The organism is Winogradskyella sp. MIT101101, assembly GCF_047126865.1.
GTDB lineage: Bacteria > Bacteroidota > Bacteroidia > Flavobacteriales > Flavobacteriaceae > Winogradskyella > Winogradskyella ouciana.
Map to the genome: position 1 here is coordinate 2,295,963 of NZ_CP138982.1, position 20,405 is coordinate 2,316,367.

Annotated in this window: 21 protein-coding genes; 7 read left to right on the top strand and 14 right to left on the bottom strand. The window is 36.5% G+C overall.

What is annotated here, in order from left to right; all coding sequences use genetic code 11:
- Window positions 1-37: 37 nt before the first annotated feature.
- The gene (locus tag SIB89_RS10315; protein WP_412559715.1) at window positions 38-4,702 is read right to left on the bottom strand and encodes a carbohydrate binding domain-containing protein; all 4,665 of its coding nucleotides are present in this window, start codon (window positions 4,700-4,702) and stop codon (window positions 38-40) included.
- Window positions 4,703-4,772: 70 nt separating this feature from the next.
- Between SIB89_RS10315 and SIB89_RS10320 the strand changes: the two genes are divergently transcribed.
- On the top strand, window positions 4,773-5,279 hold the full coding sequence (locus SIB89_RS10320) for a regulatory protein RecX (protein ID WP_412559716.1): 507 nt from the start codon (window positions 4,773-4,775) through the stop codon (window positions 5,277-5,279).
- Window positions 5,280-5,426: 147 nt separating this feature from the next.
- On the opposite strand, the gene SIB89_RS10325 is transcribed toward SIB89_RS10320, so the two are convergent.
- The 8 genes from SIB89_RS10325 to SIB89_RS10360 all read right to left on the bottom strand — a co-directional run bounded on the left by SIB89_RS10325 (window position 5,427) and on the right by SIB89_RS10360 (window position 12,340).
- Window positions 5,427-5,918, bottom strand: a complete 492-nt coding sequence (locus SIB89_RS10325; RefSeq protein WP_412559717.1) for a DUF6646 family protein — start codon at window positions 5,916-5,918, stop codon at window positions 5,427-5,429.
- A gap of 75 nt (window positions 5,919-5,993) precedes the next feature.
- Window positions 5,994-6,854 (bottom strand): cupin-like domain-containing protein, encoded by an 861-nt coding sequence (locus SIB89_RS10330; protein WP_412559718.1) that lies wholly within the window; start codon window positions 6,852-6,854, stop codon window positions 5,994-5,996.
- Window positions 6,855-6,920: 66 nt separating this feature from the next.
- Window positions 6,921-8,015: a biotin synthase BioB gene (bioB, locus tag SIB89_RS10335; protein WP_412559719.1), complete on the bottom strand. Its 1,095-nt coding sequence runs from the start codon at window positions 8,013-8,015 to the stop codon at window positions 6,921-6,923.
- Between the two features lie 31 nt (window positions 8,016-8,046).
- Window positions 8,047-8,520, bottom strand: coding sequence for a hypothetical protein (locus SIB89_RS10340; RefSeq protein ID WP_412559720.1), 474 nt, complete (start codon window positions 8,518-8,520; stop codon window positions 8,047-8,049).
- Window positions 8,510-8,905 carry a hypothetical protein gene (locus tag SIB89_RS10345; protein WP_412559721.1) on the bottom strand — a complete coding sequence of 132 codons (396 nt, stop codon included), beginning with the start codon at window positions 8,903-8,905 and terminating at the stop codon, window positions 8,510-8,512. Before SIB89_RS10345 ends, SIB89_RS10340 begins: the two co-directional genes overlap by 11 nt.
- A gap of 129 nt (window positions 8,906-9,034) precedes the next feature.
- On the bottom strand, window positions 9,035-10,465 hold the full coding sequence (locus SIB89_RS10350; RefSeq protein WP_412559722.1) for a flotillin family protein: 1,431 nt from the start codon (window positions 10,463-10,465) through the stop codon (window positions 9,035-9,037).
- A gap of 33 nt (window positions 10,466-10,498) precedes the next feature.
- Window positions 10,499-11,143 carry a hypothetical protein gene (locus SIB89_RS10355; protein WP_412559723.1) on the bottom strand — a complete coding sequence of 215 codons (645 nt, stop codon included), beginning with the start codon at window positions 11,141-11,143 and terminating at the stop codon, window positions 10,499-10,501.
- Window positions 11,144-11,191: 48 nt separating this feature from the next.
- Window positions 11,192-12,340, bottom strand: a complete 1,149-nt coding sequence (locus tag SIB89_RS10360) for a beta-ketoacyl synthase N-terminal-like domain-containing protein (protein ID WP_412559724.1) — start codon at window positions 12,338-12,340, stop codon at window positions 11,192-11,194.
- Window positions 12,341-12,471: 131 nt separating this feature from the next.
- On the opposite strand from SIB89_RS10360, the gene SIB89_RS10365 reads away from it, so the two are divergent.
- Entirely contained in the window at window positions 12,472-12,900 is a 429-nt protein-coding gene (locus SIB89_RS10365) for a cytochrome c oxidase assembly factor Coa1 family protein (protein ID WP_412559725.1), read from the top strand.
- Here the strand turns inward: SIB89_RS10365 and bioA are convergent.
- The 5 genes from bioA to SIB89_RS10390 are packed head-to-tail and all read right to left on the bottom strand — an operon-like array spanning window position 12,886 to window position 16,655.
- Complete coding sequence (gene bioA / locus SIB89_RS10370; protein ID WP_412561902.1) at window positions 12,886-14,151, bottom strand: adenosylmethionine--8-amino-7-oxononanoate transaminase; 1,266 nt, start codon at window positions 14,149-14,151, stop codon at window positions 12,886-12,888. The genes SIB89_RS10365 and bioA overlap by 15 nt on opposite strands.
- Before the next feature lie 38 nt (window positions 14,152-14,189).
- Complete coding sequence (locus SIB89_RS10375) at window positions 14,190-14,468, bottom strand: GIY-YIG nuclease family protein (RefSeq protein WP_412559726.1); 279 nt, start codon at window positions 14,466-14,468, stop codon at window positions 14,190-14,192.
- A gap of 23 nt (window positions 14,469-14,491) precedes the next feature.
- Window positions 14,492-15,109, bottom strand: coding sequence for a dethiobiotin synthase (gene bioD / locus SIB89_RS10380; protein ID WP_412559727.1), 618 nt, complete (start codon window positions 15,107-15,109; stop codon window positions 14,492-14,494).
- Entirely contained in the window at window positions 15,106-15,519 is a 414-nt protein-coding gene (locus tag SIB89_RS10385; protein ID WP_412559728.1) for a DUF2007 domain-containing protein, read from the bottom strand. Before SIB89_RS10385 ends, bioD begins: the two co-directional genes overlap by 4 nt.
- Complete coding sequence (locus SIB89_RS10390; RefSeq protein ID WP_412559729.1) at window positions 15,516-16,655, bottom strand: aminotransferase class I/II-fold pyridoxal phosphate-dependent enzyme; 1,140 nt, start codon at window positions 16,653-16,655, stop codon at window positions 15,516-15,518. Before SIB89_RS10390 ends, SIB89_RS10385 begins: the two co-directional genes overlap by 4 nt.
- Before the next feature lie 134 nt (window positions 16,656-16,789).
- Between SIB89_RS10390 and SIB89_RS10395 the strand changes: the two genes are divergently transcribed.
- The 5 genes from SIB89_RS10395 to SIB89_RS10415 all read left to right on the top strand — a co-directional run bounded on the left by SIB89_RS10395 (window position 16,790) and on the right by SIB89_RS10415 (window position 20,404).
- On the top strand, window positions 16,790-17,311 hold the full coding sequence (locus tag SIB89_RS10395) for a DUF2975 domain-containing protein (RefSeq protein ID WP_412559730.1): 522 nt from the start codon (window positions 16,790-16,792) through the stop codon (window positions 17,309-17,311).
- A gap of 2 nt (window positions 17,312-17,313) precedes the next feature.
- On the top strand, window positions 17,314-17,520 hold the full coding sequence (locus tag SIB89_RS10400) for a helix-turn-helix domain-containing protein (RefSeq protein WP_412559731.1): 207 nt from the start codon (window positions 17,314-17,316) through the stop codon (window positions 17,518-17,520).
- Between the two features lie 81 nt (window positions 17,521-17,601).
- Window positions 17,602-18,858, top strand: a complete 1,257-nt coding sequence (locus SIB89_RS10405; RefSeq protein ID WP_412559732.1) for a Y-family DNA polymerase — start codon at window positions 17,602-17,604, stop codon at window positions 18,856-18,858.
- A gap of 99 nt (window positions 18,859-18,957) precedes the next feature.
- Entirely contained in the window at window positions 18,958-19,398 is a 441-nt protein-coding gene (locus SIB89_RS10410; protein ID WP_273292557.1) for a LexA family protein, read from the top strand.
- Window positions 19,399-19,423: 25 nt separating this feature from the next.
- The gene (locus SIB89_RS10415; protein ID WP_412559733.1) at window positions 19,424-20,404 is read left to right on the top strand and encodes a Gfo/Idh/MocA family oxidoreductase; all 981 of its coding nucleotides are present in this window, start codon (window positions 19,424-19,426) and stop codon (window positions 20,402-20,404) included.
- Window position 20,405 lies beyond the last annotated feature (1 nt).

Below are 20,405 nucleotides of genomic sequence, written 5' to 3' on the forward strand. Positions count from 1 at the left end.
TCAACTAAGAGGCTTTTGAATTATATGTTTATTTAATCTATTTGCGTTTTATGGCTTTTTTGCTAATAACTTGTCCATTGGATAAAGTCACTTTTGCTATATAAGCTGCATTGCTGAGTCTAGATAAATCATAAACTTCAACAGAACTGTTTCCTTTTAGATTATAGACCTGTCTTCCTAAAACATCTAATATTTCAACTGTGGTTATGGTTAGGTTTTTACCTATACTAAATCTTACATCACCATTAGATTGCTCAACAATGGATAGGTCGTTATCATCTAATTGATTGTCGTCAATGGATAGTGCATCGGCTCTAAATACAATCTCAAAACGGTCATTGAATTCGCCAACTTCAGAATTAAAAGAATAAGGATTAGATGATAAATTATGAACCAAGCCAAGTAAGTTATCTTTTATAAAAATGTCTTGATTTCCTTCGTCAAAAACACCATCAACAGCACTGATTGCTATGGTGTAATTACCTGCTATAATAGCATTAAACCCGACAGGAACGACATCTTCATCAGAAAATGGAAGCGCTCTACCTTGTATTAAATAATCACTTTCATTTAATATTGAATAGAATCGTTGTTCGGTTTCATCACCTATCCATTTAGCATCATATAAACGATCTTCTTCCATGGTAGCATTGGGCACATATCCAATTACTATTCTCTTTCCAACAGGTTCATCGCTCATACCAAAATCTAACCAAATTCTGTGCTTACTTGTCAATTGAGGGTTTAATCTGTAGAAATTTGAATTGTCATAATCTCTTTGTCTCATAGAGTTTTCAAAAGACATTGCTATTGTTGTAGAAGGGAGACCATTAACAGTATTGACCATAAAACTTTGTCCGGCAGCGATATAGCCAGAGAAGCCACTTGGACCATTAGTAGTAGCTGTTCCGTTATAGGTAATGTAATCATCTTCATTATAGTTGTAAACATAGTCCTCGTAAAAAGGATCAGGCTCTAATAAGCTTGGATCTGCGCCATGTGTCCAAAGATTAACAAAACCTTCTAAATTTGTATTAGCATTCAAGAAGGCTAATGCAGAAATAGAAGATGGGTATGGATTACCAACCAGGTTCCAATCGTCGTCTTCACTTGCTGGATTTAGACCCCTAGATAAGTTTAGATTTACATCACCATTATTTGGTACGCCATTTTGAAATACCAAAGTTGCAGGTACAGTTGAAGGTACTCTGGCAATATAGCCAATACCCTCTTGCATAATCTCAGACGCAGCAGATTCCCAATTTCCTTGCCCAGAACCTGTATTTGTTGCTGTAGGATTCCACTTGTAAATATGGCCGTTATTTATAGGTAAATCATCTGTGTTAAAATCAGTAATCGGTGAAGACCAATATACATAATCATAACTACTATCCACGATATAGTCTCGGTTCATGGTTAAATTACCAACATTAGTTACATCATTTACTTGAATTAAAGAAGCACTATCCTGTAAAGTAAAACTACCTAAATTTGTAACCATATTACCAACTTCAATCAATTGACCTGATTGTACGTTTAAAGTTCGACCTGGGTTAACTGTTAAATTACCGCTCATTATAAAAGTACGATCAGTAGTAGCGATATCGAAGTCGTTATCTAAAACTACATTATAAAATATTTCAGACTCAAAAGGGCCAGGAGGTATTGGAGGCCCACCGTAAGTTATAGTTTGTGGATTGGCACCTCTAAATATTACGGTTCCATTGCCCTCAAGAAAGGCAGCGTCTGTAAGCTCATTTGTCCAGTTTCCACTTAAGTATAGTAATCCATCGGCTGTTGCATTATTACCATCATCCATATTTAAAGAACCGGTACCCATACCATCTATAATAAGGTTACCATTAACCTCTAAAATGTTAGCATTGTTACCAGAAAGATCTACACTACTACCCGAAATGATTAAGTTGTTACACGTTGCAATATCACTAAAGTCGTCTGAAAAACTAGCGGTATAATCTATTTGTGCAATATTCATCGCTGTATTATCTATTTCTACATTGGTAGTAGACTTTGGAACAGCCAAGCCTTCCCAATTAGCACAATTAAACCAGTTTGTATCTACATCACCAACCCATTGACCTGCAGGATTACTAGGATTAATTAAAAATGTTTTACCACCACTAGATGCTGTATCGTCAGTAGGGTCAAAATTGTAAGATGTTAAATCCCAATTACTAGAATTATCAGAAACGTTATTCACTATGACCCTTATTGTTGCAAGACCATGTTCTTTATCATTTTCATAATAACCTCTAATAGAAGAAATACTTTCTACGTTAAAGCAACGTAATTCTGGTGGTAATCTAGATTCTCTGGTAGAAGTATTGCCGCTACAAGCACTGGTAAGAGGCACCCAAGATGTTCCTATTGTTATACCGTGTAATAAAGTACCTGTAAATAAGTAGTTAGCTTCATTAGCATCAATATTTCCATCAGAAACAAAATCTCCTTGCATAAGATACAATTGATCATCGCCTGAAGTGGAAATATTAGCATAAGATCCGGCATTAACCACATTAACAGTAAAATCACTAGTACTCGTAGTTGTTGTTGTGCCTTCTGTCACAGTTGCAAAAACCACAAAAGTATTAGAGGTTGTAATTTCAAAACGAAGAACAGAACCTGCAGGTATTACTGAACTACCTGTATAGGTTATTTTAGTTTCAAAAGGCGCTTCACTAGGGTCGTCACTACCACCTCCCCATTTTTCTGTTCTTACATTTGCGGCTGCACCTGCTTCGTAACGAGAATTTACAATTGAAAATTCTGTGCCATTGGTTATATCTACAAGCGTTGCAATTAAAAACTCATCATTAGATCCAGAACCATTGATTTGTCCATCAAAACCAACAAATATTAATTCCCCAGGATTAAATAATGTTGATGTGGTTACTGTTAGCGTAGCTGTATTAGACGTTGTAGAGCCACAAGCGTTTGTTAATATTACCTGATATAAGTTGCCGTCATCAGTAAGTTGAACATTTGTAATGGTTAGAGAGCTACTATCTGTACCAACATTAGACCAAGTACTTCCTCCATTTGTGGAAACTTGCCATTGATAACTTGCTGTATTTGGGCTTACAACTGTGTAGGATACAGAACCACCAACCGCTGCCGTAAGATCACTAGGTTGCGAATTTATAATAGGTGCAGAGGTTGTAACAGAAACGCTATATGGACCAACCTCACCATCAGACCAACAACTTTCTACGGTATTGTACGCTCTTACATAGTAGTCTCCAGAAGTTGTTACTGTTAAGTTACTTGCAGCATCATTGGTTTGGTCTTCGCCTAAACTAGAATTTTGCCAGTAATAAACGACATCTGTAGGCGCACTACCAGAAAAACTAAGCGATGTGCTCGCTGCACAAACTGGTGTTGCACCAGAGATTGTTCCTGTTGGGTCAGTGGGAGGTGTACATGCTGAGTAGCAGGTCCAGGATAAGTCGTCTATCCCAACTCTATCAGAGGAGCTATTGGTTGCGTCTATCTCAACGGTTATATCTCCATCTACGTTAATATTTGCTATAGTAGTAGTTTGAACAGTCCCATCATAAGGAATAGTACCGACCACAACTCCATTGACCAGTAGGTTCATGTTACCTGTGCCACCAGAAAAAATTCTTTGAGTAGTAACAGTTAAATTTCCTATACCTCCAGGGAATGTATTTGATAATAGTGTTCCATCTCTAATTAGAATGGCGTTTCCATTAATGTTTTGGTCTGCTCTAGAATCTGTAGCTGTCCAATCAATACCATCATCACCAGTCCAATTTCTTGTTTGATAACTTGTAGATGATGCTGTTGGGATATTGTCAAATGTTTCACTCGCACAATCACCACTCGGAGTACCAGAGCAAGAAGCAACACCAGAGCCTGCAACAGTTTCAGTATAATTACAAGTAGTCTCTGCACTAAAGGTTGCAATAATTTCAACATCAGCACCATTTGCGGCTAATTGAACACCAGTTATGGTTTGTGGTGAAGTACCTACTGCAACTGAAGTTGTACCACCAACAACACCTGCACCAGTTAAATCTATAGTGCCAGACGCTGGTGCATTACTGTAAGTAACAGTAACATCAGATGTGTAATAATCATCAGAAGCGTCAGAAGCAGTACCGTTATCATTACAAGAACTTGAGTTGCTTAGTGAAATATCTGTTATACTACAGCTAGGAGTACCAGAATTATTTGTTAAAGTAAAATCATCAACATAGACGATTTCTGCACCATCAAAACCTGCTACATCATAAAACCTCAATCCAATTTCAATACTAGTTGAGGTTGCCGTAAAAGTATATGTTAATTCTTGCCACGTAGTTGTGTTTGCTGGAGTAGAGTAGCCTTGATAGCCATCAATGTAAAGTCTAGCACGCATACCACCTTCAGTATGTCTTACCCATACACTTGCAGTGTAATTGTCTCCGTTAACAAGTGCTACGGTTTGTCTAAAATCTGTACTTGCTTGGGTACCAGTAGTAACATTTATGTTTGCAGATGAGCTACCTCCATGAACAATTGTAGTTTCTTCGGCAGTGGTAATACCTCCGTCAATTGTAGTCCAGCTATCTGGAGTAGAACCAGTCCAAGATTCGAAGTCGCCATTGGCAACTTGACCATAACCAGACACAACAAAACATAGAAAAGCTAAGAAGATAAGGGAGTATTTCTTTTTCATAGGGATTAAATTAACTATTAACCAGCCATAAAGATATAATATATCATTGTAGCTCAGGACTTTGTAAGATATGAAATTATTAACAAAAAGTTATATTTTCGTAACTGTGAATCTACAAAAAACCTATACCGTCGATGAAGCGCAAAAAAAGATAGAGCATTATTGCGCCTACCAAGAGCGTTGCCACAAGGAAGTGAGGAATAAATTAAAGGAAATGCGTATGATTCCTGAGGCTGTTGATAATATTATGGTTCACCTTATACAAAACAACTATCTCAACGAGGAACGCTTTGCCAAAGCCTTTGTAAGAGGGAAGTTCAGAATAAAAAAATGGGGAAAAAATCGATTGGTTAGGGAGTTAAAGTTCAGGGATATTTCTAAATATAGTATTGATGTAGCGCTGAAGGAAATTGATGCTGATGCCTACCATAAAACCCTTGATGAGTTGACCAAAAAACGAATCGACCAAGTAAAGGAAAAAAACAGCTATAAGAAAAAACGTAAAGTGGCAGATTACTTGTTATACAGAGGCTGGGAGAGTCATTTGGTTTATGAGAAACTTAATGAGTATTTATAAAAAAGCCTTTTCAACAATTTGAAAAGGCTTCCGTTAAATTTATAGTCTCCATTCTGTCATCCTAAACTTATTTTAGGATCTATATAGACAAAAGAGTTTATGAGGTGCTAAAACGACACTTCGACCAGATCAGTGTGACAAAGAATGTTACAAATTAAAACTTGCACCAATATTTATAGTAAACTGATTATAGAGATAATAGCCTACATCAGTTTTATCATCACTGTATTTTGCTAATGGGAATGAAGCTTCTGTATAAATACCAAAGCCTTCAGAAAAGAAATAACGTGCACCTACATGGCCACCAAAATTCTTTAAACTTAAGCTCAAACCAGGATAGAAATCAAAGTTTTCGTCAATATTTAAGACATTACCCAAGTTGGCATTAAAACGACCTTTAAGGTCAAAACGATCACCAAAATCGGCATCCAATCTGTCATCTATGCCCAAAGCATAAGAAGAAGAAATACCTACAGAGATATTATCACCCAAACCATAATCAAAAGTAATGTTGATACCAGTGGCTTCATCCTGAAAGTTGGCACCAACCTGAAATTTTTGGTCACCCTTACCTTCAAACGCTTGCGAATTACCAAAACCAAAAGCCATTAAAGCTGCTAATAAAATAATATTTTTCATTTTCAAAATTTTATAAAATGAGGACAAATATACAAATTTAGATGGCTGATTATATAGCAATAAGAAAAAGACAAACTAAACGAAAGGCTCTGTATTGGTAATTGCTTTTTCGTTTTTCCAATCAATCCATTTTTGACCTCGCAGGCGACGCATTACATTGTCATAGTTGCGCATCAAAAGAACATTATAAAGTGCTTTCCCGAGATTTTTAGGATTTCTGGCAATAGCTCGCAAGCTCATTGAAAAACCTGGTGTTATATAACGCATGTAATGCCAGTAACCTTCTGGCATATATAGCACTTCTCCATGATTTAAATCGCAAACCCAACCCTTGGCATGTTTAAGTGCAGGCCATTTTTCAAAATCTGGATTATTAAAGTCTATATCCTCTCTCGTGATTAATGAATGCGGTACCTTGTATAGGTACTTATTCTGCTTTTGGTCAAAAAGGATGCATTGTTTTTTGCCTTCAAAATGAAAATGGAAAATATTGGCCAAGTCAATATCGTAGTGCATAAAAGTGTAAGAATCCTTTCCGCCAAAAAAGAGCATTGGTAACCCCTTCATGAGTCGAAGTCCAAAATCTGGATAACTAAAATCTTTTTGAAGCTGAGGTACTTCCTTTAAAATATTCCAAAGAAAAATCCTGAATTTGGTAGGTTCTCGTTTCAACAAATCCACATATTCTCCCATTTTCATGGTGGCATGTGGTTCGTTAAATCCGTCTTTATAATCTACAGGTCTATCGTCGTAAAGCGGAACTGTTTTGTCACCTGCCACTTCTTTCATGTAGTCTAGACTCCATTTGGTATAGGCTGGCCAATCTTCAATAAAGCGCTCTATAACCACAGGTCTTTGTGGTTTAAAGTAATGCTTTAAGAAATCTGCTTTCGTGATGGTTTCAACACGAGGTATGTCTTGAAGATTTAGTTGCAACAGTTAAAACTTTAGAGCGCCAAAGTTAATAAAACGTTATCAAAGTTTGGATATTGTTAAGCCGAATTACTTTAAAGCTCTGGCTTTTTGCTTGGCTTCTTCATTACGTTCAATTTTATGGTCTGGTCGCGACCATTTTGGCTTTTCACCCAAAGCTTGATATTGTGAATCTGATGCTTCAACAGTCTCAGGCTGCATTTTTTTGATAAATGGCTTCTGAGGATTTAAACCTAAGAGCTTAAACATTTCCATATCCTCGTTAACATCAGGATTTGGAGTGGTCAATAATTTGTCACCAGCAAAAATGGAATTTGCGCCCGCAAAGAAACACATGGCCTGACCTTCGCGAGTCATTTGTGTTCGTCCTGCAGATAAACGCACTTGGGTTTCTGGTAATACTATACGTGTTGTAGCTACCATACGCACCATATCCCAAATGGAAATAGGTTCTTGTTCTTCTAAAGGTGTACCGTCAACCGCTACCAACGCATTGATTGGAACAGATTCTGGTTGAGGATTTAAAGTGGTGAGTGCCACTAACATTCCGGCTCTATCTTCCTCTTTTTCTCCCATCCCAATAATACCTCCAGAACAAACGGTAACATTAGTTTTACGCACATTGTCGATGGTTTCTAAACGGTCTTCAAAACCACGAGTTGAAATCACTTCCTTATAATACTCTTCTGAAGAATCGAGATTATGATTATATGCATATAAGCCAGCTTCCGCTAAACGTCGTGCTTGATTTTCGGTAACCATACCCAAGGTACAGCAAACTTCCATCTCAAGTTTGTTAATGGTACGTACCATTTCCAATACCTGATCGAATTCTGGACCATCCTTTACATTTCTCCAAGCGGCTCCCATACATACGCGCGAGCTTCCCGAAGTTTTAGCACGCAAAGCTTGTGCTTTTACTTGCTGAACGGTCATTAAATCATTACCTTCAATATTAGTATGGTAGCGTGCTGCTTGTGGACAGTAACCACAATCTTCTGGGCAACCACCAGTTTTTATAGATAACAATGTGGAAACCTGTACCGTGTTTGGATCGTGGTGTTTTCTATGTATCGTTGCTGCTTCGTAAAGCAGTTCCATTAAGGGTTTGTTGTATATATCTAGGATTTCTTCTTTGGTCCAGTTGTGTCTTACTTCGCTCATATGGGTTAATGTCTTAGTGAAACAAAAATAGTTATAACCATTTAGATTCTCGTTCTGTTGCGTCTAAAATATCGATTTTTAGAATGGTTGCAATTTGCTTTGCTTTTTCAAAGGCGTCTTTTTCACTTTGCGTATTGTAGGCTTCTATTTTTTGATTGGTGTTGTAGAATAAATTGAGTTTTATGACTTCGTTATTAACGTTAGCTTCAGCACTCAATGCTCTAACAGTAGTGGTTTCTGATGTTTTAAAAACAGAGACATAATCTATATTAGGGAGTTCTTGCCACTTACCAAAAGCTAGACTGAAAAACGAAACAGTTTTTCTGTATTTTCTATTCTCCAAGTCAATCTCTATGCCAGTAGTATGGACAAAGAAAAATGACAAACCACATATAACAAAACCAAAAATATGAGGGAGCCATGATATCCCAAGAATGAAGAAAGCAGCACCAAAAATGAACTTCATAATTGGTACTGGTCTTTTGTAAGTTATTTTATTTTTCATTTTTATTAGGAGTAAACGGGTTTGAGTCTACTTTTTTCATTGTGCTATAATCGTCATTATCACCATCAACAACTTTTATACACAAAGTGTCTTTGGTTTTATTGAGATTGTATTTGTAACTTATTTCCTGCTTAATAATTGAGTCTGATAAGTTAACATTGAACAAATGAATTTTATTTTCATCCAAAGTCCATTCCGAGATAGTATGAAAATCGCCATTAAAAGCATCTAAAACTAAAGAATCTTGATAAAAAGTTATTACAATTTTATCGTGATGAGTCTCGAAAGACTCCCATATTCCAAGCAAATCCTTTTTTTCATCACTTTTACATGCAAATAACATGATTGACAATATCAGCGATATCAAGAATTTTATTGGTTTCATTAATTATTGTTTGGGGATTTCATACTATATACACCCCTAAAGTCCCCTCAAGGGGACAATAGTTTTAATTTCACTTTTGAGAACTGTCCCCTTGAGGGGACTTTAGGGGTGTTTTTATATAAGAACAGCCTATTTCTCTTCAGACTTGTCAATCTCAGCATCATCAGCGTCAATCTCTTTTTTGTCTTTACCTTTTAAATACTCTGGTAAATCCATACCAGCCATATTAAACATTTCCTGTAATGGTGGTACTGATTTGTACATGCCTGAGATAAAGTTAGAGGTCGAAGACTTTCCGTCTTTACCACCACCATTTTCCCAAACAGTGACTTTATCTATCTTAATGTTCTTAATAGCTTCAGCTTGCGTTTTTACCAATTCAGGTAACTTATCAGCAATCAATAATAATACAGCATCCTTGGAATTGTTGCCAGCAGCTTTTACGATTTCATCCAAACCAGCAGCTTGCTTTGTTAAGACTTCGTATAAACCTTTCGCTTCCGCTTGTGCTTTGAACAATATCGCATCAGCTTCACCTTTTGCGCGTCTTCTTATACGCTCAGCTTCTGCTTCTGCGTCAATTTCAGCCTTTCTTTTATCGATTTCCGCAGGAACGATAACATCTGCTAACTGCGATGAACGCTCACGTTCAGCTCTTGCAGTTTCAGCGAGTTGCTCAGCAGCATAAGACTCTTCCAATGCTTTTGCAGCTTGTACTTTCTCAGATGCAATGGCCACACGCTCAGCTTCAGCTTCTCGCTGACGACGTAAGGAATCGGAATTTGCTACAGAAATCTTCGCTGTATTTTCACCTTCAACAGCTTGTGCGTTTGCTGCAGCGACTTGAGAACGTTCGTCTTGTTTTGCGTTAGCTTCACCAATAGAACCATCCCTTGTTTTTTCTGCAACAGACTTACGTGCTGCGTTAATTGCATGTGCAGCAGCTTCTTTACCAAGAGCTTCGATATAACCGGATTCATCAACGATATCTGTAATGTTTACGTTGATAAGCTTCAGGCCAACTTTCTTTAATTCCGTTTCAACAGATTGTGAAATATTGGTTAAGAACTTATCTCTATCATTATTGATTTCTTCAATATCCATCGAAGCTACTACCAAACGTAATTGACCGAAAATAATTTCTTTTGCCAATTCTTGAATATCCTGTAAACCTAGACCTAATAAACGCTCTGCAGCATTTTGCATCACACCTGGTTCTGTTGATACACCAATGGTAAAACGCGATGGCACATTAACACGAATGTTCTGTTTTGATAGGGCATTGACCAGGTTCACCTCAATTGAAATAGGTGTAAGATCCAAAAATTCATAATCTTGGATTACTGGCATAATAAACGCAGCACCACCATGAATACATTTGGCCGATTGTCCGCCACCAACTTTACCATAGACCACTAAAATTCGGTCTGAAGGACAGCGTTTGTAGCGCTTTATTAAAATAATTAATGTCAGTACGATGAATAAGGCTACAAAAATCAGTAGCATTGGCCCACCAAAGCCGTCTAAATTCACGTTTTCTTGAATGAGTAAGTTGATCATAGGACTTATGTTTTTAAAGGTTAGTATTTAATTTTATTTATCGTTCAGCAAATGGGTTTCACCTGATTGTAGCTCATCACGTTTTGGTGTTGAAGCCTCAATAGGTTTCCGTGTTCGGTCAACAATGAGAATTCCGTTAGAAGTCACATCCACGACCTTTATTATGGTTCCTGATTTTAAATCTGTTAAGGAATCTGTAAGGGCATCGAGTTCACGAACCGTACCTTGTACATTCACACTTACTTTTCCCATACTAGAGCGATCTCCGCCAATAGTAAGATAAACTTCACCTACAGCGTCTAATGCGTTGTCATAATTCAATGTACCACTATCAGTGAGTTTACTAATGAAATAGAATAATGATGCCATAATCACCATCATCAATAATCCGCAAATCACGGAAATGATAATTGTTAAAGGTGTTGAGAGTCCAGCATCAATACAAGCAATGCCACTCCAGCCAAAAATGGTAAAAAAGCCTACCAAATTCTTGAAAGTGATAAACTGAAAGCCTGCTCCAGCATCACTGTCGATATCAGCATCCATATCACCAATATCATCGGCATCACCACCAACGAAAGCCATTATCATTACAACAATGAAAATCAGCGAACCAACTAGTGCTATGGACCAGTATAGCTTAGGAAGAAACTCTAAATTTGAAAACCATTCTAGCATAATCAATAAGAATTAAAGGTTGAACAATTTTTATACATTCATAAAATTTTATTTTGAAAGTATAACAGACACAGCATTACCACCAAAGCCGACGGCATTAATCATAATTTTTGAAATCTTTGTTGGATGCGATTGCTCCAAGTATGGAATGTCAATAAATTTTTGATGGTTAAGCATAAGTATAGCCATTTCTATACTGAGCATTCCGGAAGCTCCTAGACTGTGACCTACTTGTATTTTATTAGTAGTCAATGCAGGAATTTTGTTACAAAAAATCTTTTTTATCGCGTTGTATTCTGCCAAATCACCTTTAATGGTGCCTGGTGTATGTGTAACGATGATATCAATGTCCTCTGGATTGGAATCACCCAAAGCCATTGCCATAGAACGTTGAAAACATTTGGCATCGGTTGAAAGTGAAGCATTATGCTCTAACAATTCTGTTCCATAGCCAATACCTTCTATAACAGCGAGTGCATTATTCGTTTTTCCTTTTTCTAGGCAAGCCACTGCAGCAGCTTCACCGAGAATCATGGTGTTTTCAGTTTTGTTGAAGTTTAAGGCTTGGCAGGGGTGAGATTCTTCGCTGTGCTCTGAATGACAATAAATTTTCAAAGCTTTCATCTGAGCAATCGTAAAAGGTGTGAGTGGAGCTTCACTACCACCAACCAAAAATTTATCGCACATCCCAGAGTTTAGCCAGGCGACACCATTGAGCAAAGCATGTAATGCCGTTGAACAGGTTATAGAGTGTGAAATTTCTGGCCCTTTGGTTTGCAGATCGTGAGCAATCCAAGAGGATATATTACCAAGCGTTGTTGTTGGTGAGCTTAAGGTTTCAGCTTTATGCTTTTCTAAAAAACTTTCAAAGTAAGTTTCAAACAAACCTGTTGCACCTCGAGATGAACCCATGTTTATTCCGAAGTTGTCCGAAGCATTCCAACCTGCTTGTTTAACTGCTTGTCTCGCAGAGAAAATTCCGAATAAAACAGAATCGTCAAGTTGTTTATACTTGTTATTTGAGTTTCTGAGTTTTTCGATTTCTTCTTTGGCATCATTTGGTAATTGAGCAACGAGATTGTTGTCTTTTATAGAGAACAAGTGAGCTTTCGACATGTAGTTTTCCCATATGGTTTCAGGCGAAAACCCTAATGGAGAAATAGATGATATGGCAGTAATTGAAATAGGTAGGTTCAATGTAATTTTTCTTTAAAACAAAAGTAAGATTTATACCTAAGTCTAAAAGTTAACCTTGATAAATTATTGCTAAATTGTAACATAATATCATTTCTCTTGACTTACAAATAGAAAATCAATCAAAAAAAGACATGGAAGAACAAAGACAAAAAAGTTGGTTTAGTAGAAATTGGGGATGGGTCCTTGGTGGTGGCTGCTTAACTTTAATCATAATCGTCGTTTTATTTTTTGGCAGTATCATTTTTGGTGTATCAAAAATGTTTACCTCTTCAACTCCTTATAAATATGCTATGGAACAGGCATTTACAAATGATGACGTGGTTGCAATCCTTGGTGAGCCAATAGAGTCTGATGGTATAATGCAAGGCAATATAAGCCTAAATGGAGATGATGGTGAAGCAGATTTTAGAATACCAATAAAAGGCCCAAATGGTAATGCCAGAATTGTGGTCGTCGCCTATAAAAATTATGGCGAGTGGACGTATGAGAAACTATACGTGCAAATAAAAGAAACAAAAGAAGAGATTAACCTTTTGGATAAGGGCTTAGAGGGTAACTAATGCAGCTTCTATAACTTTATATATTTTCTCTAATTCTCCGTCAGTAATGACATAAGGTGCCAAAATATAAATGGTATTACCAAGCGGTCTTAAAAATACACCGTTGTTCATAAAGAACTTAAAGAGTTGGTCACGTAAATTACCATAACGCTCCATTTGAACATCTAAATCCAGAGCGAAAATTATTCCTGTTTGTCGGATTTTAGCAACTTTTGGATGATTTTTAATCCGTTCGCCAAAATCTTGATGTGATGCTATAATCCGTTTTATGTTTTGTTGAATGTCTTCGGATTGTAGTAGTTCAATTCCTGCTAAAGCTGTAGTACATGCCAATGGATTGGCAGAGTAGGTATGTCCATGGAAAAAACCTTTGGTAATGTCATTGCTTAAAAAAGCATTATAAATTTCTTGAGCGCAACTGGTGATTGCCATGGGAAGTAATCCGGCTGTTAAGGCTTTACCCAAACAGATAATATCAGGTTGATTATTGAGGTGAAGCGAGGCAAAGTGCTTACCTGTTTTGCCGAAGCCTGTCATCACTTCGTCGGCAACGGTTATGATATTTTGAGTTTTACAGAATTCTAGAATAGCATCCAACCCTTCTGCATCGTGCATTTTCATGGCTGCAGCTCCTTGTACTAAAGGCTCGTAAACGAAGGCTGCTACTTTGTTATTTTCTGAAATGGTTTTGAGTTGATTTAAAATTTCATCATTACTAGTGCCGTTTGGTGTCGGAATCCGCTTCACTTCAATAAAGAAATCTTCAAAAGGGCCATTGTAAACGGATAATCCTGAAACACTCATGGCTCCAAACGTATCTCCATGAAATCCATCTTCAAAAGCAATTAAAACATTTCGTTTTTCGTTGCGATTAAAATGATACTGCAAAGCCATTTTTATGCCGACTTCAACCGAAGTAGAACCATTATCGCTAAAGAAAATCTTTTCTTGATTGTCGGGTAGAATGTCGATTAAAGCTTCGGATAATTTGACAGCTGGTTCATGAGTTAAACTACTAAACACAATTTGATCTAGCGTTTGCATCTGCTCTGCAACTTTTTTGGTAATGTATGGATTGCAATGCCCATACATACAGGTGTACCATGAGGCAATGGCATCGATATAAGTATTGCCGTCTTCATCGTAAAGTGTGCAGCCATTAGCCTTTACAATTGCAATATTTTCTGGATGCAATTGGTGTTGGGTTAGTGGGTGCCAGAGGTGTTTTTTGTCTCTTTCTTTTAAAGTCATCTGTTTCGTCATGCTGAACTTGTTTCAGCATCTCATTATTAATATTCTAAGGTTTTCAAATTTGGATTTCTCTCTCTAATTAGATTCAACTTCCAGTCTTTATGCCAATTCTTTAATTGGTTTTCCCTATCAATCGCCTGATTTATATCATTAAATGTTTCAAAGTAAATTAAATCTTTGATATTGTATTTCTTAGTAAATTTTGAAGCTGTTTCATTATAATGTTCTTCAAGTCTTTTACTCAAATTAGCGGTCACTCCAATATAAAAGGTAGTTCTGTATTTGTTGGTTAATATGTAAACGTAACTATTTTTCATTTATGTGTGACCCTGAAACGAGTTCAGGGTGACGTAAGTGATTCCTTGAACTTCTGCGCATATTCCTTAATCACGTTTTTATCAAAATAAGGCTCATCATTTATTCTTCCAATCACATTTACACCAGTCATTTTTTCGATGATGGATTCTGTGGATTTGTGTTCGTCTCCACTATATATAATAGAAACATTAAACCCTTTTTCTTTTAATGTGTTAACGGTTAACAGCGTATGGTTGATGCTTCCTAAATAATGACGTGAAACAACAATAACTTTATCTTTTGGCTGAATCAAATCTAAAATAGTTTCAGAATTATTTAATGGCACCATGAGTCCGCCTGCTCCTTCAATGACCAAATCGTTTTTGGTTTGTGGCCTTTTTATGTTTTTAATGTCAATAGTTAATCCATCAATTTCAGCAGCTCCATGAGGACTCATTGGTGTTTGTAGTGCGTAGCTATTTGGATGAAAAACGGATTTGGAATTAGTAACCAAACGTTGTACTTTTTTGGTATCGCAATTATCCAATTCGCCAGCTTGTACAGGTTTATAATAATCTGCTTGTAAAGCTTCAACCAAAATGGCTGAGGCTATGGTTTTGCCAACGTCTGTTGAGATTCCGGTGACGAAGTAGGTGTTCATTTTAGTGGGAATTCGGTTTTACAATTTTCGCAAATGTATTTGTAACGCGCGTGAAATGGAAGAGTAAAGGTCAATAAACCTATGAAAAATGATAAAAATGCTTTAAAGCTGTCAATAGTGGAATAAAGTTCTACTTCGTTCTTCCCGCAATTGGGACATAAAATAGGGTCGCCATTATCATCCAAAGCGTATGCTTTTATTGATTTTAAAATTTCCTTGGCTTCCTTCTCATCTTCAGCACGTACCTTCAGTTTAATACCTCCAATGGCATTGCTTACCAAAGGATCTGTATCTATAGTGATATTATCCTTTAAAAAAGTTTGAATACCATCAGCTTCCAAACGACCTTTTACAATCTGCGCTTCGGATGAATATTGAAATCTTGCTATGGTTACAAATGCTTCGCTCATTGGTTAGCAAAGGTAACCAACAAGGTCAAGACTTCCGAGATTTTTTCTTTGGAATTATAACTGTGAATACAAAAACGCAAACGTTCTTTTCCTTTAGGAACCGTTGGAGATAAAATGGGCTTAACATCATAACCATGATCTTGAAGAATGCTGGCAACGGACTTCACCTTTTCGTTTCCAGGTAAGATACAGCATTGTATGGCGGAATCACTTTGGATAAATTTATTTTGGAAATTAATTCGCTTAACCTCTTTTTTAAAAAATGAAATATTCTCTTTTAGTTGATGTATTTCATTGGTTTTGGTCAATTCACTGTAAGCCATTTTTATGGTAGCCAAAGCGTGAGGAGGCAAAGCAGTGGTGTAAATAAAAGAGCGTGAAAAATTAACGAGATAATCTTTTAACTCCTGAGAACCTAAAACAACTGCACCATGACAACCTAAGGCTTTTCCAAACGTGATGACTCTTGCAAACACGTCATTTTCTAAACCAAGTTTTTGCACTAAACCTTTTTCAAAAACACCTAGTGCATGGGCTTCGTCAATGATGAGATGTGCATTTTGTGTTTTGGTGAGCTTAATAAGTTTTTCCAAATCTGGTGTGTCACCATCCATTGAGAAAATGGATTCGGTTACGATATAGATTTCAGATTCTTTTGGACTTCGACTGCGCTCAGCCTGACACTTTTGCTCCAAATCCTCTAAATCATTATGCTTAAACTTATAGGATTTGGCATTACTCATGTTAATGCTATCTCTTATGGAAGCATGGCACAGTTCGTCATATAAAATGATATCACCACGTTGAGAAACGGATGACAATAACCCAATATTAGCATCGTAACCCGAATTAAAAATCAAAGCGGCTTCACAATTATGGATTTTTGCAATTTCGGATTCAGTCTCATAATATAATTTATGATTACCTGAAAGCAAGCGAGAGCCTGTTGCACCATTTTGCTTTAGATTATTGTCAACGAGGTATTGATGTGCTGCATCAAAAATGGTTTCAGATTTTGAAAATCCCAAATAGTCATTGGATGAAAAATCTACCAATTTAGATTTTGAGCCCAACTCACGAAATGCGTTATTGGCTTTACGGTCTTCGAGTTTTTTATTTAGTTTTTTGGGTAGCATTGGGTAAAGATAGTTAAGACCTCACAGGTTTCAAAAACCTGTTAGGTCTAGTTTTATAATTATCTTTTTTCAATAAAATATTATTGTTTATCAATAATATTTATATATTTGTTATTGTTAAACGATAATAAAAAATGAAAACAAAACAAATCTTAAGTATAATGCACATAGTAGCTTGGATACTATTTATCGGACTGTGCATTAAAGTAGGAGCTTTTATTATATCCTTTTTTACAAGTCTTTTTGTGAATGATTATGCTGTGCAAAATATTTATTTAGGCCTTGATTTTTCTCGTCTTTACAACTTTAGTAAATTACATTATATAATTACAGTTAGCTTAATAATCTTAATTGCTAGTTTGAAAGCCAATCTTTTTTATTTACTTATAAATGTGTTTAGAAAAGTTGATTTTAATAGTCCGTTTACAGAGCCCGTCGCACAGTTGCTTTCAAAAATCAATAAGGTAGTTTTATATACTGCATTGATAGCATTATTGGCAAGTGGATATAGTGCTTGGCTACATCAACAAACATTCTTTTATCCATATAATTGGGGCGCACAAAGCTTGTTGTTTATGGCAGGAGTAGTTTTTATTGTTGCATTATTATTTAAACGTGCTGTTGAGATTCAATCAGAAAACGACCTAACCATATAACCATGCCAATAGTAGTCAACTTAGATATAATGCTGGCCAAACGAGGCATGAAGAGCAATGAACTGGCAGAAATCATTGGCATCACCACGGCAAACCTTTCCATTTTAAAAACCGGTAAGGCAAAAGCCATTCGGTTTTCTACCTTAGAAGCTATTTGTAAAGCATTAGATTGCCAGCCTAGTGATATTTTAGAGTATGTTGAGGATTAAATAAAATTAAGGTGTTAAAATGCTTATTAGACCTTTTAGGTTTTTAATAATCTGAAGGGTCTTTTTGTATCTTTACATTCTATGTATGCCTTAGTCGATTGTAATAATTTTTATGCGTCTTGCGAGCGCGTTTTTAACCCTAATTTAGAAGGGCAACCTGTTGCTATTTTGAGCAATAATGATGGTTGCGTTATCTCTATGAGTGACGAAGCGAAGGCAATAAAATTGCCTTTTGGAGCGCCAATTTTTAAATGGGAAGGCTTTTGTAAGGCTAATAATATTAAGGTTTTGTCATCTAATTATCCGCTATATGGAGATATGAGTAGTCGGGTTATGTCTATTTTAAAGCAATTTACTCCAGATGTAGAGGTGTATAGTATTGATGAGGCTTTTCTTCAGTTCAAAGGATTTAAAGATTACGATTTTGAAGATTATGGTTTACAAATTAGACAGCGGATATTAAAATGGACAGGAATACCAACGTGTGTTGGTATTGCACCTACTAAAGCACTAAGTAAAGTTGCGAATAAGATAGCACGAAAATTTCCAGAAGAAACAAAAGGATCATACGTTATAGATTCTGAAGCATCTAGAATAAAAGCTTTAAAATGGATAAAACTTGATGATGTTTGGGGAATAGGTCGTGGTCTTCAAAAACGATTAAAAGCCAAAGGCTGTAAAACAGCTTATGATTTTACGCAACTTGATGATGAATGGGTTAGAAAAACCTTTTCGATTACAGAGTGGAAGCTCAAAAAAGATTTAGAGGGTATTTCTAAAATAGAAATGGATGAACCTACCCGAAAACGTGCCATTGCCACAACCCGAAGTTTTGACTATACCTACGATGATATTAATTATATTAAAGAACGCGTTTCTACTTTTGCATCTAGCTGTGCGGAGAAATTACGCAAACAAGGCTCTAGTTGCCACATGATTATTGTAACTTTAAGTAGTAATAGGCATAAAAAGGATTTAGAACAACATCGTGCAAGTAAAATAGTGAGTTTTCCATACCCAACGGATTCATCATTACTGATTAGTAAAGCAGCTGTTAATGCGGTAAAGTCTATTTATAAAAAAGGGATTAAGTACAAAAGAGCAGGAGTTATTGTAACAGGTTTAGTGCCAACGGATAACTATCAGTTAGATATGTTTAGCACAGAAGATCCTAAACATAAACCCTTAATGTCTGCTATTGATAGCATAAACAAAAAATATAAAAGTGATAAAATTAAAATAGGAAACCAGGACTTGGAGCGTACTTGGAAAATGCGTCAGGAACGCTTGTCTCCAAGATATACCACGAATATTAACGATATAATTGTGGTGAAATAAAATTGCCAGGCTGAGCGCAGTCGAAGCCTAATAAAAATAAATTTTACGATAAATACACTTCGACTGCGCTCAGTGTGACAGAAAAACTAATTAATAGATATGATAGCACATAAATCAGAAAACCTTACCTTTTTTATACCAGAAGTCATCGAAGGCTCTGGCACCAATTTTTTTGATACAGGCATTTCGGCTGGTTTCCCTTCGCCAGCAGACGATTTTAAAGAACAGCGTTTGTCTTTAGATGACGAGTTGGTTAAAAATAAAGAAGCCACGTTTTATGCAAGAGTTAGTGGACAGTCCATGATTGGAGCAGGCTTAGATGATAATGACTTGTTGGTTATAGATAGAAGCCTAGAGCCAGCAAATAATAAAATTGCAATTTGTTTCTTAGATGGTGAGTTTACTGTAAAACGTCTAAGAGTCTCTAATGGCGAAGTATGGCTTCAGCCAGAAAACCCAGATTATCCCATTATAAAAATTACTGAGGATAATGATTTTGTGATTTGGGGCATTGTGACCAACGTAATTAAAAAAGTGTGATCTCTAAGTTACTGCTATTAAAACATTGAAAAAGAAAAGCACTATAAAATGGGGAATTATTGGTTGCGGCAACGTTACCGAAGTTAAAAGCGGACCAGCCTACAAAATGACCGAAGGTTTTGAGCTTGTCGCCGTGATGCGAAGAAACTTAGCCTTAGCTCAAAATTATGCTGCACGACATAATATACCGCGTTTTTACAATGATGCAGACGAGCTGATTAATGATTCGGAAGTTGATGCCGTTTATATTGCCACACCACCAGACAGTCATTATTACTATGCCATGAAAGTAGCCGAAGCCGGCAAAATCTGCTGTATTGAAAAACCAATGGCACCAAATTATACGGAATGTATTCAGATTTGTGATGCTTTTGAAAAGCGAGATTTACCATTGTTTGTGGCCTATTACCGTAGATCCTTACCGAGATTCAATAAAGTGAAATCTCTATTGGAAGAACAAGCTATTGGAGATGTGCGATACATTCATTGGACGCTCACCAGAACACCAAGTGAGAAAGACCAATCAAAAGATTATAATTGGCGAACCGATGCAAAGATTGCACCTGCTGGTTATTTTGATGATTTGGCAAGCCACGGTCTAGATTTGTTTACTTATTTGTTGGGAGATATAAAGGAAGCTTCAGGAATAAGCAGTAACCAACAGCAATTATACACAGCAAAAGATGCTGTTTCGGGTTCTTGGGTACACCATTCTGGAGTCATGGGTTCTGGTATTTGGAACTTTGGTGCTTATGAGCGCGAAGATAAAGTCAAAATTATAGGAAGTGATGGAGAAATAAGCTTTCCGATATTTCTTGAAGAGCCTCTTACATTAATCAAAAATGGTGGAATTAAAGAATTTGTAATTGATAACCCAAAGCATATTCAGCAGTATCATGTTGAAAATATGAAAAAACATATTGAAGGCACTAAAAAACATCCTTCAACAGGAAAATCTGCAACACACACGGCTTGGGTCATGGACAAGATATTAGGTAAGCTATAAT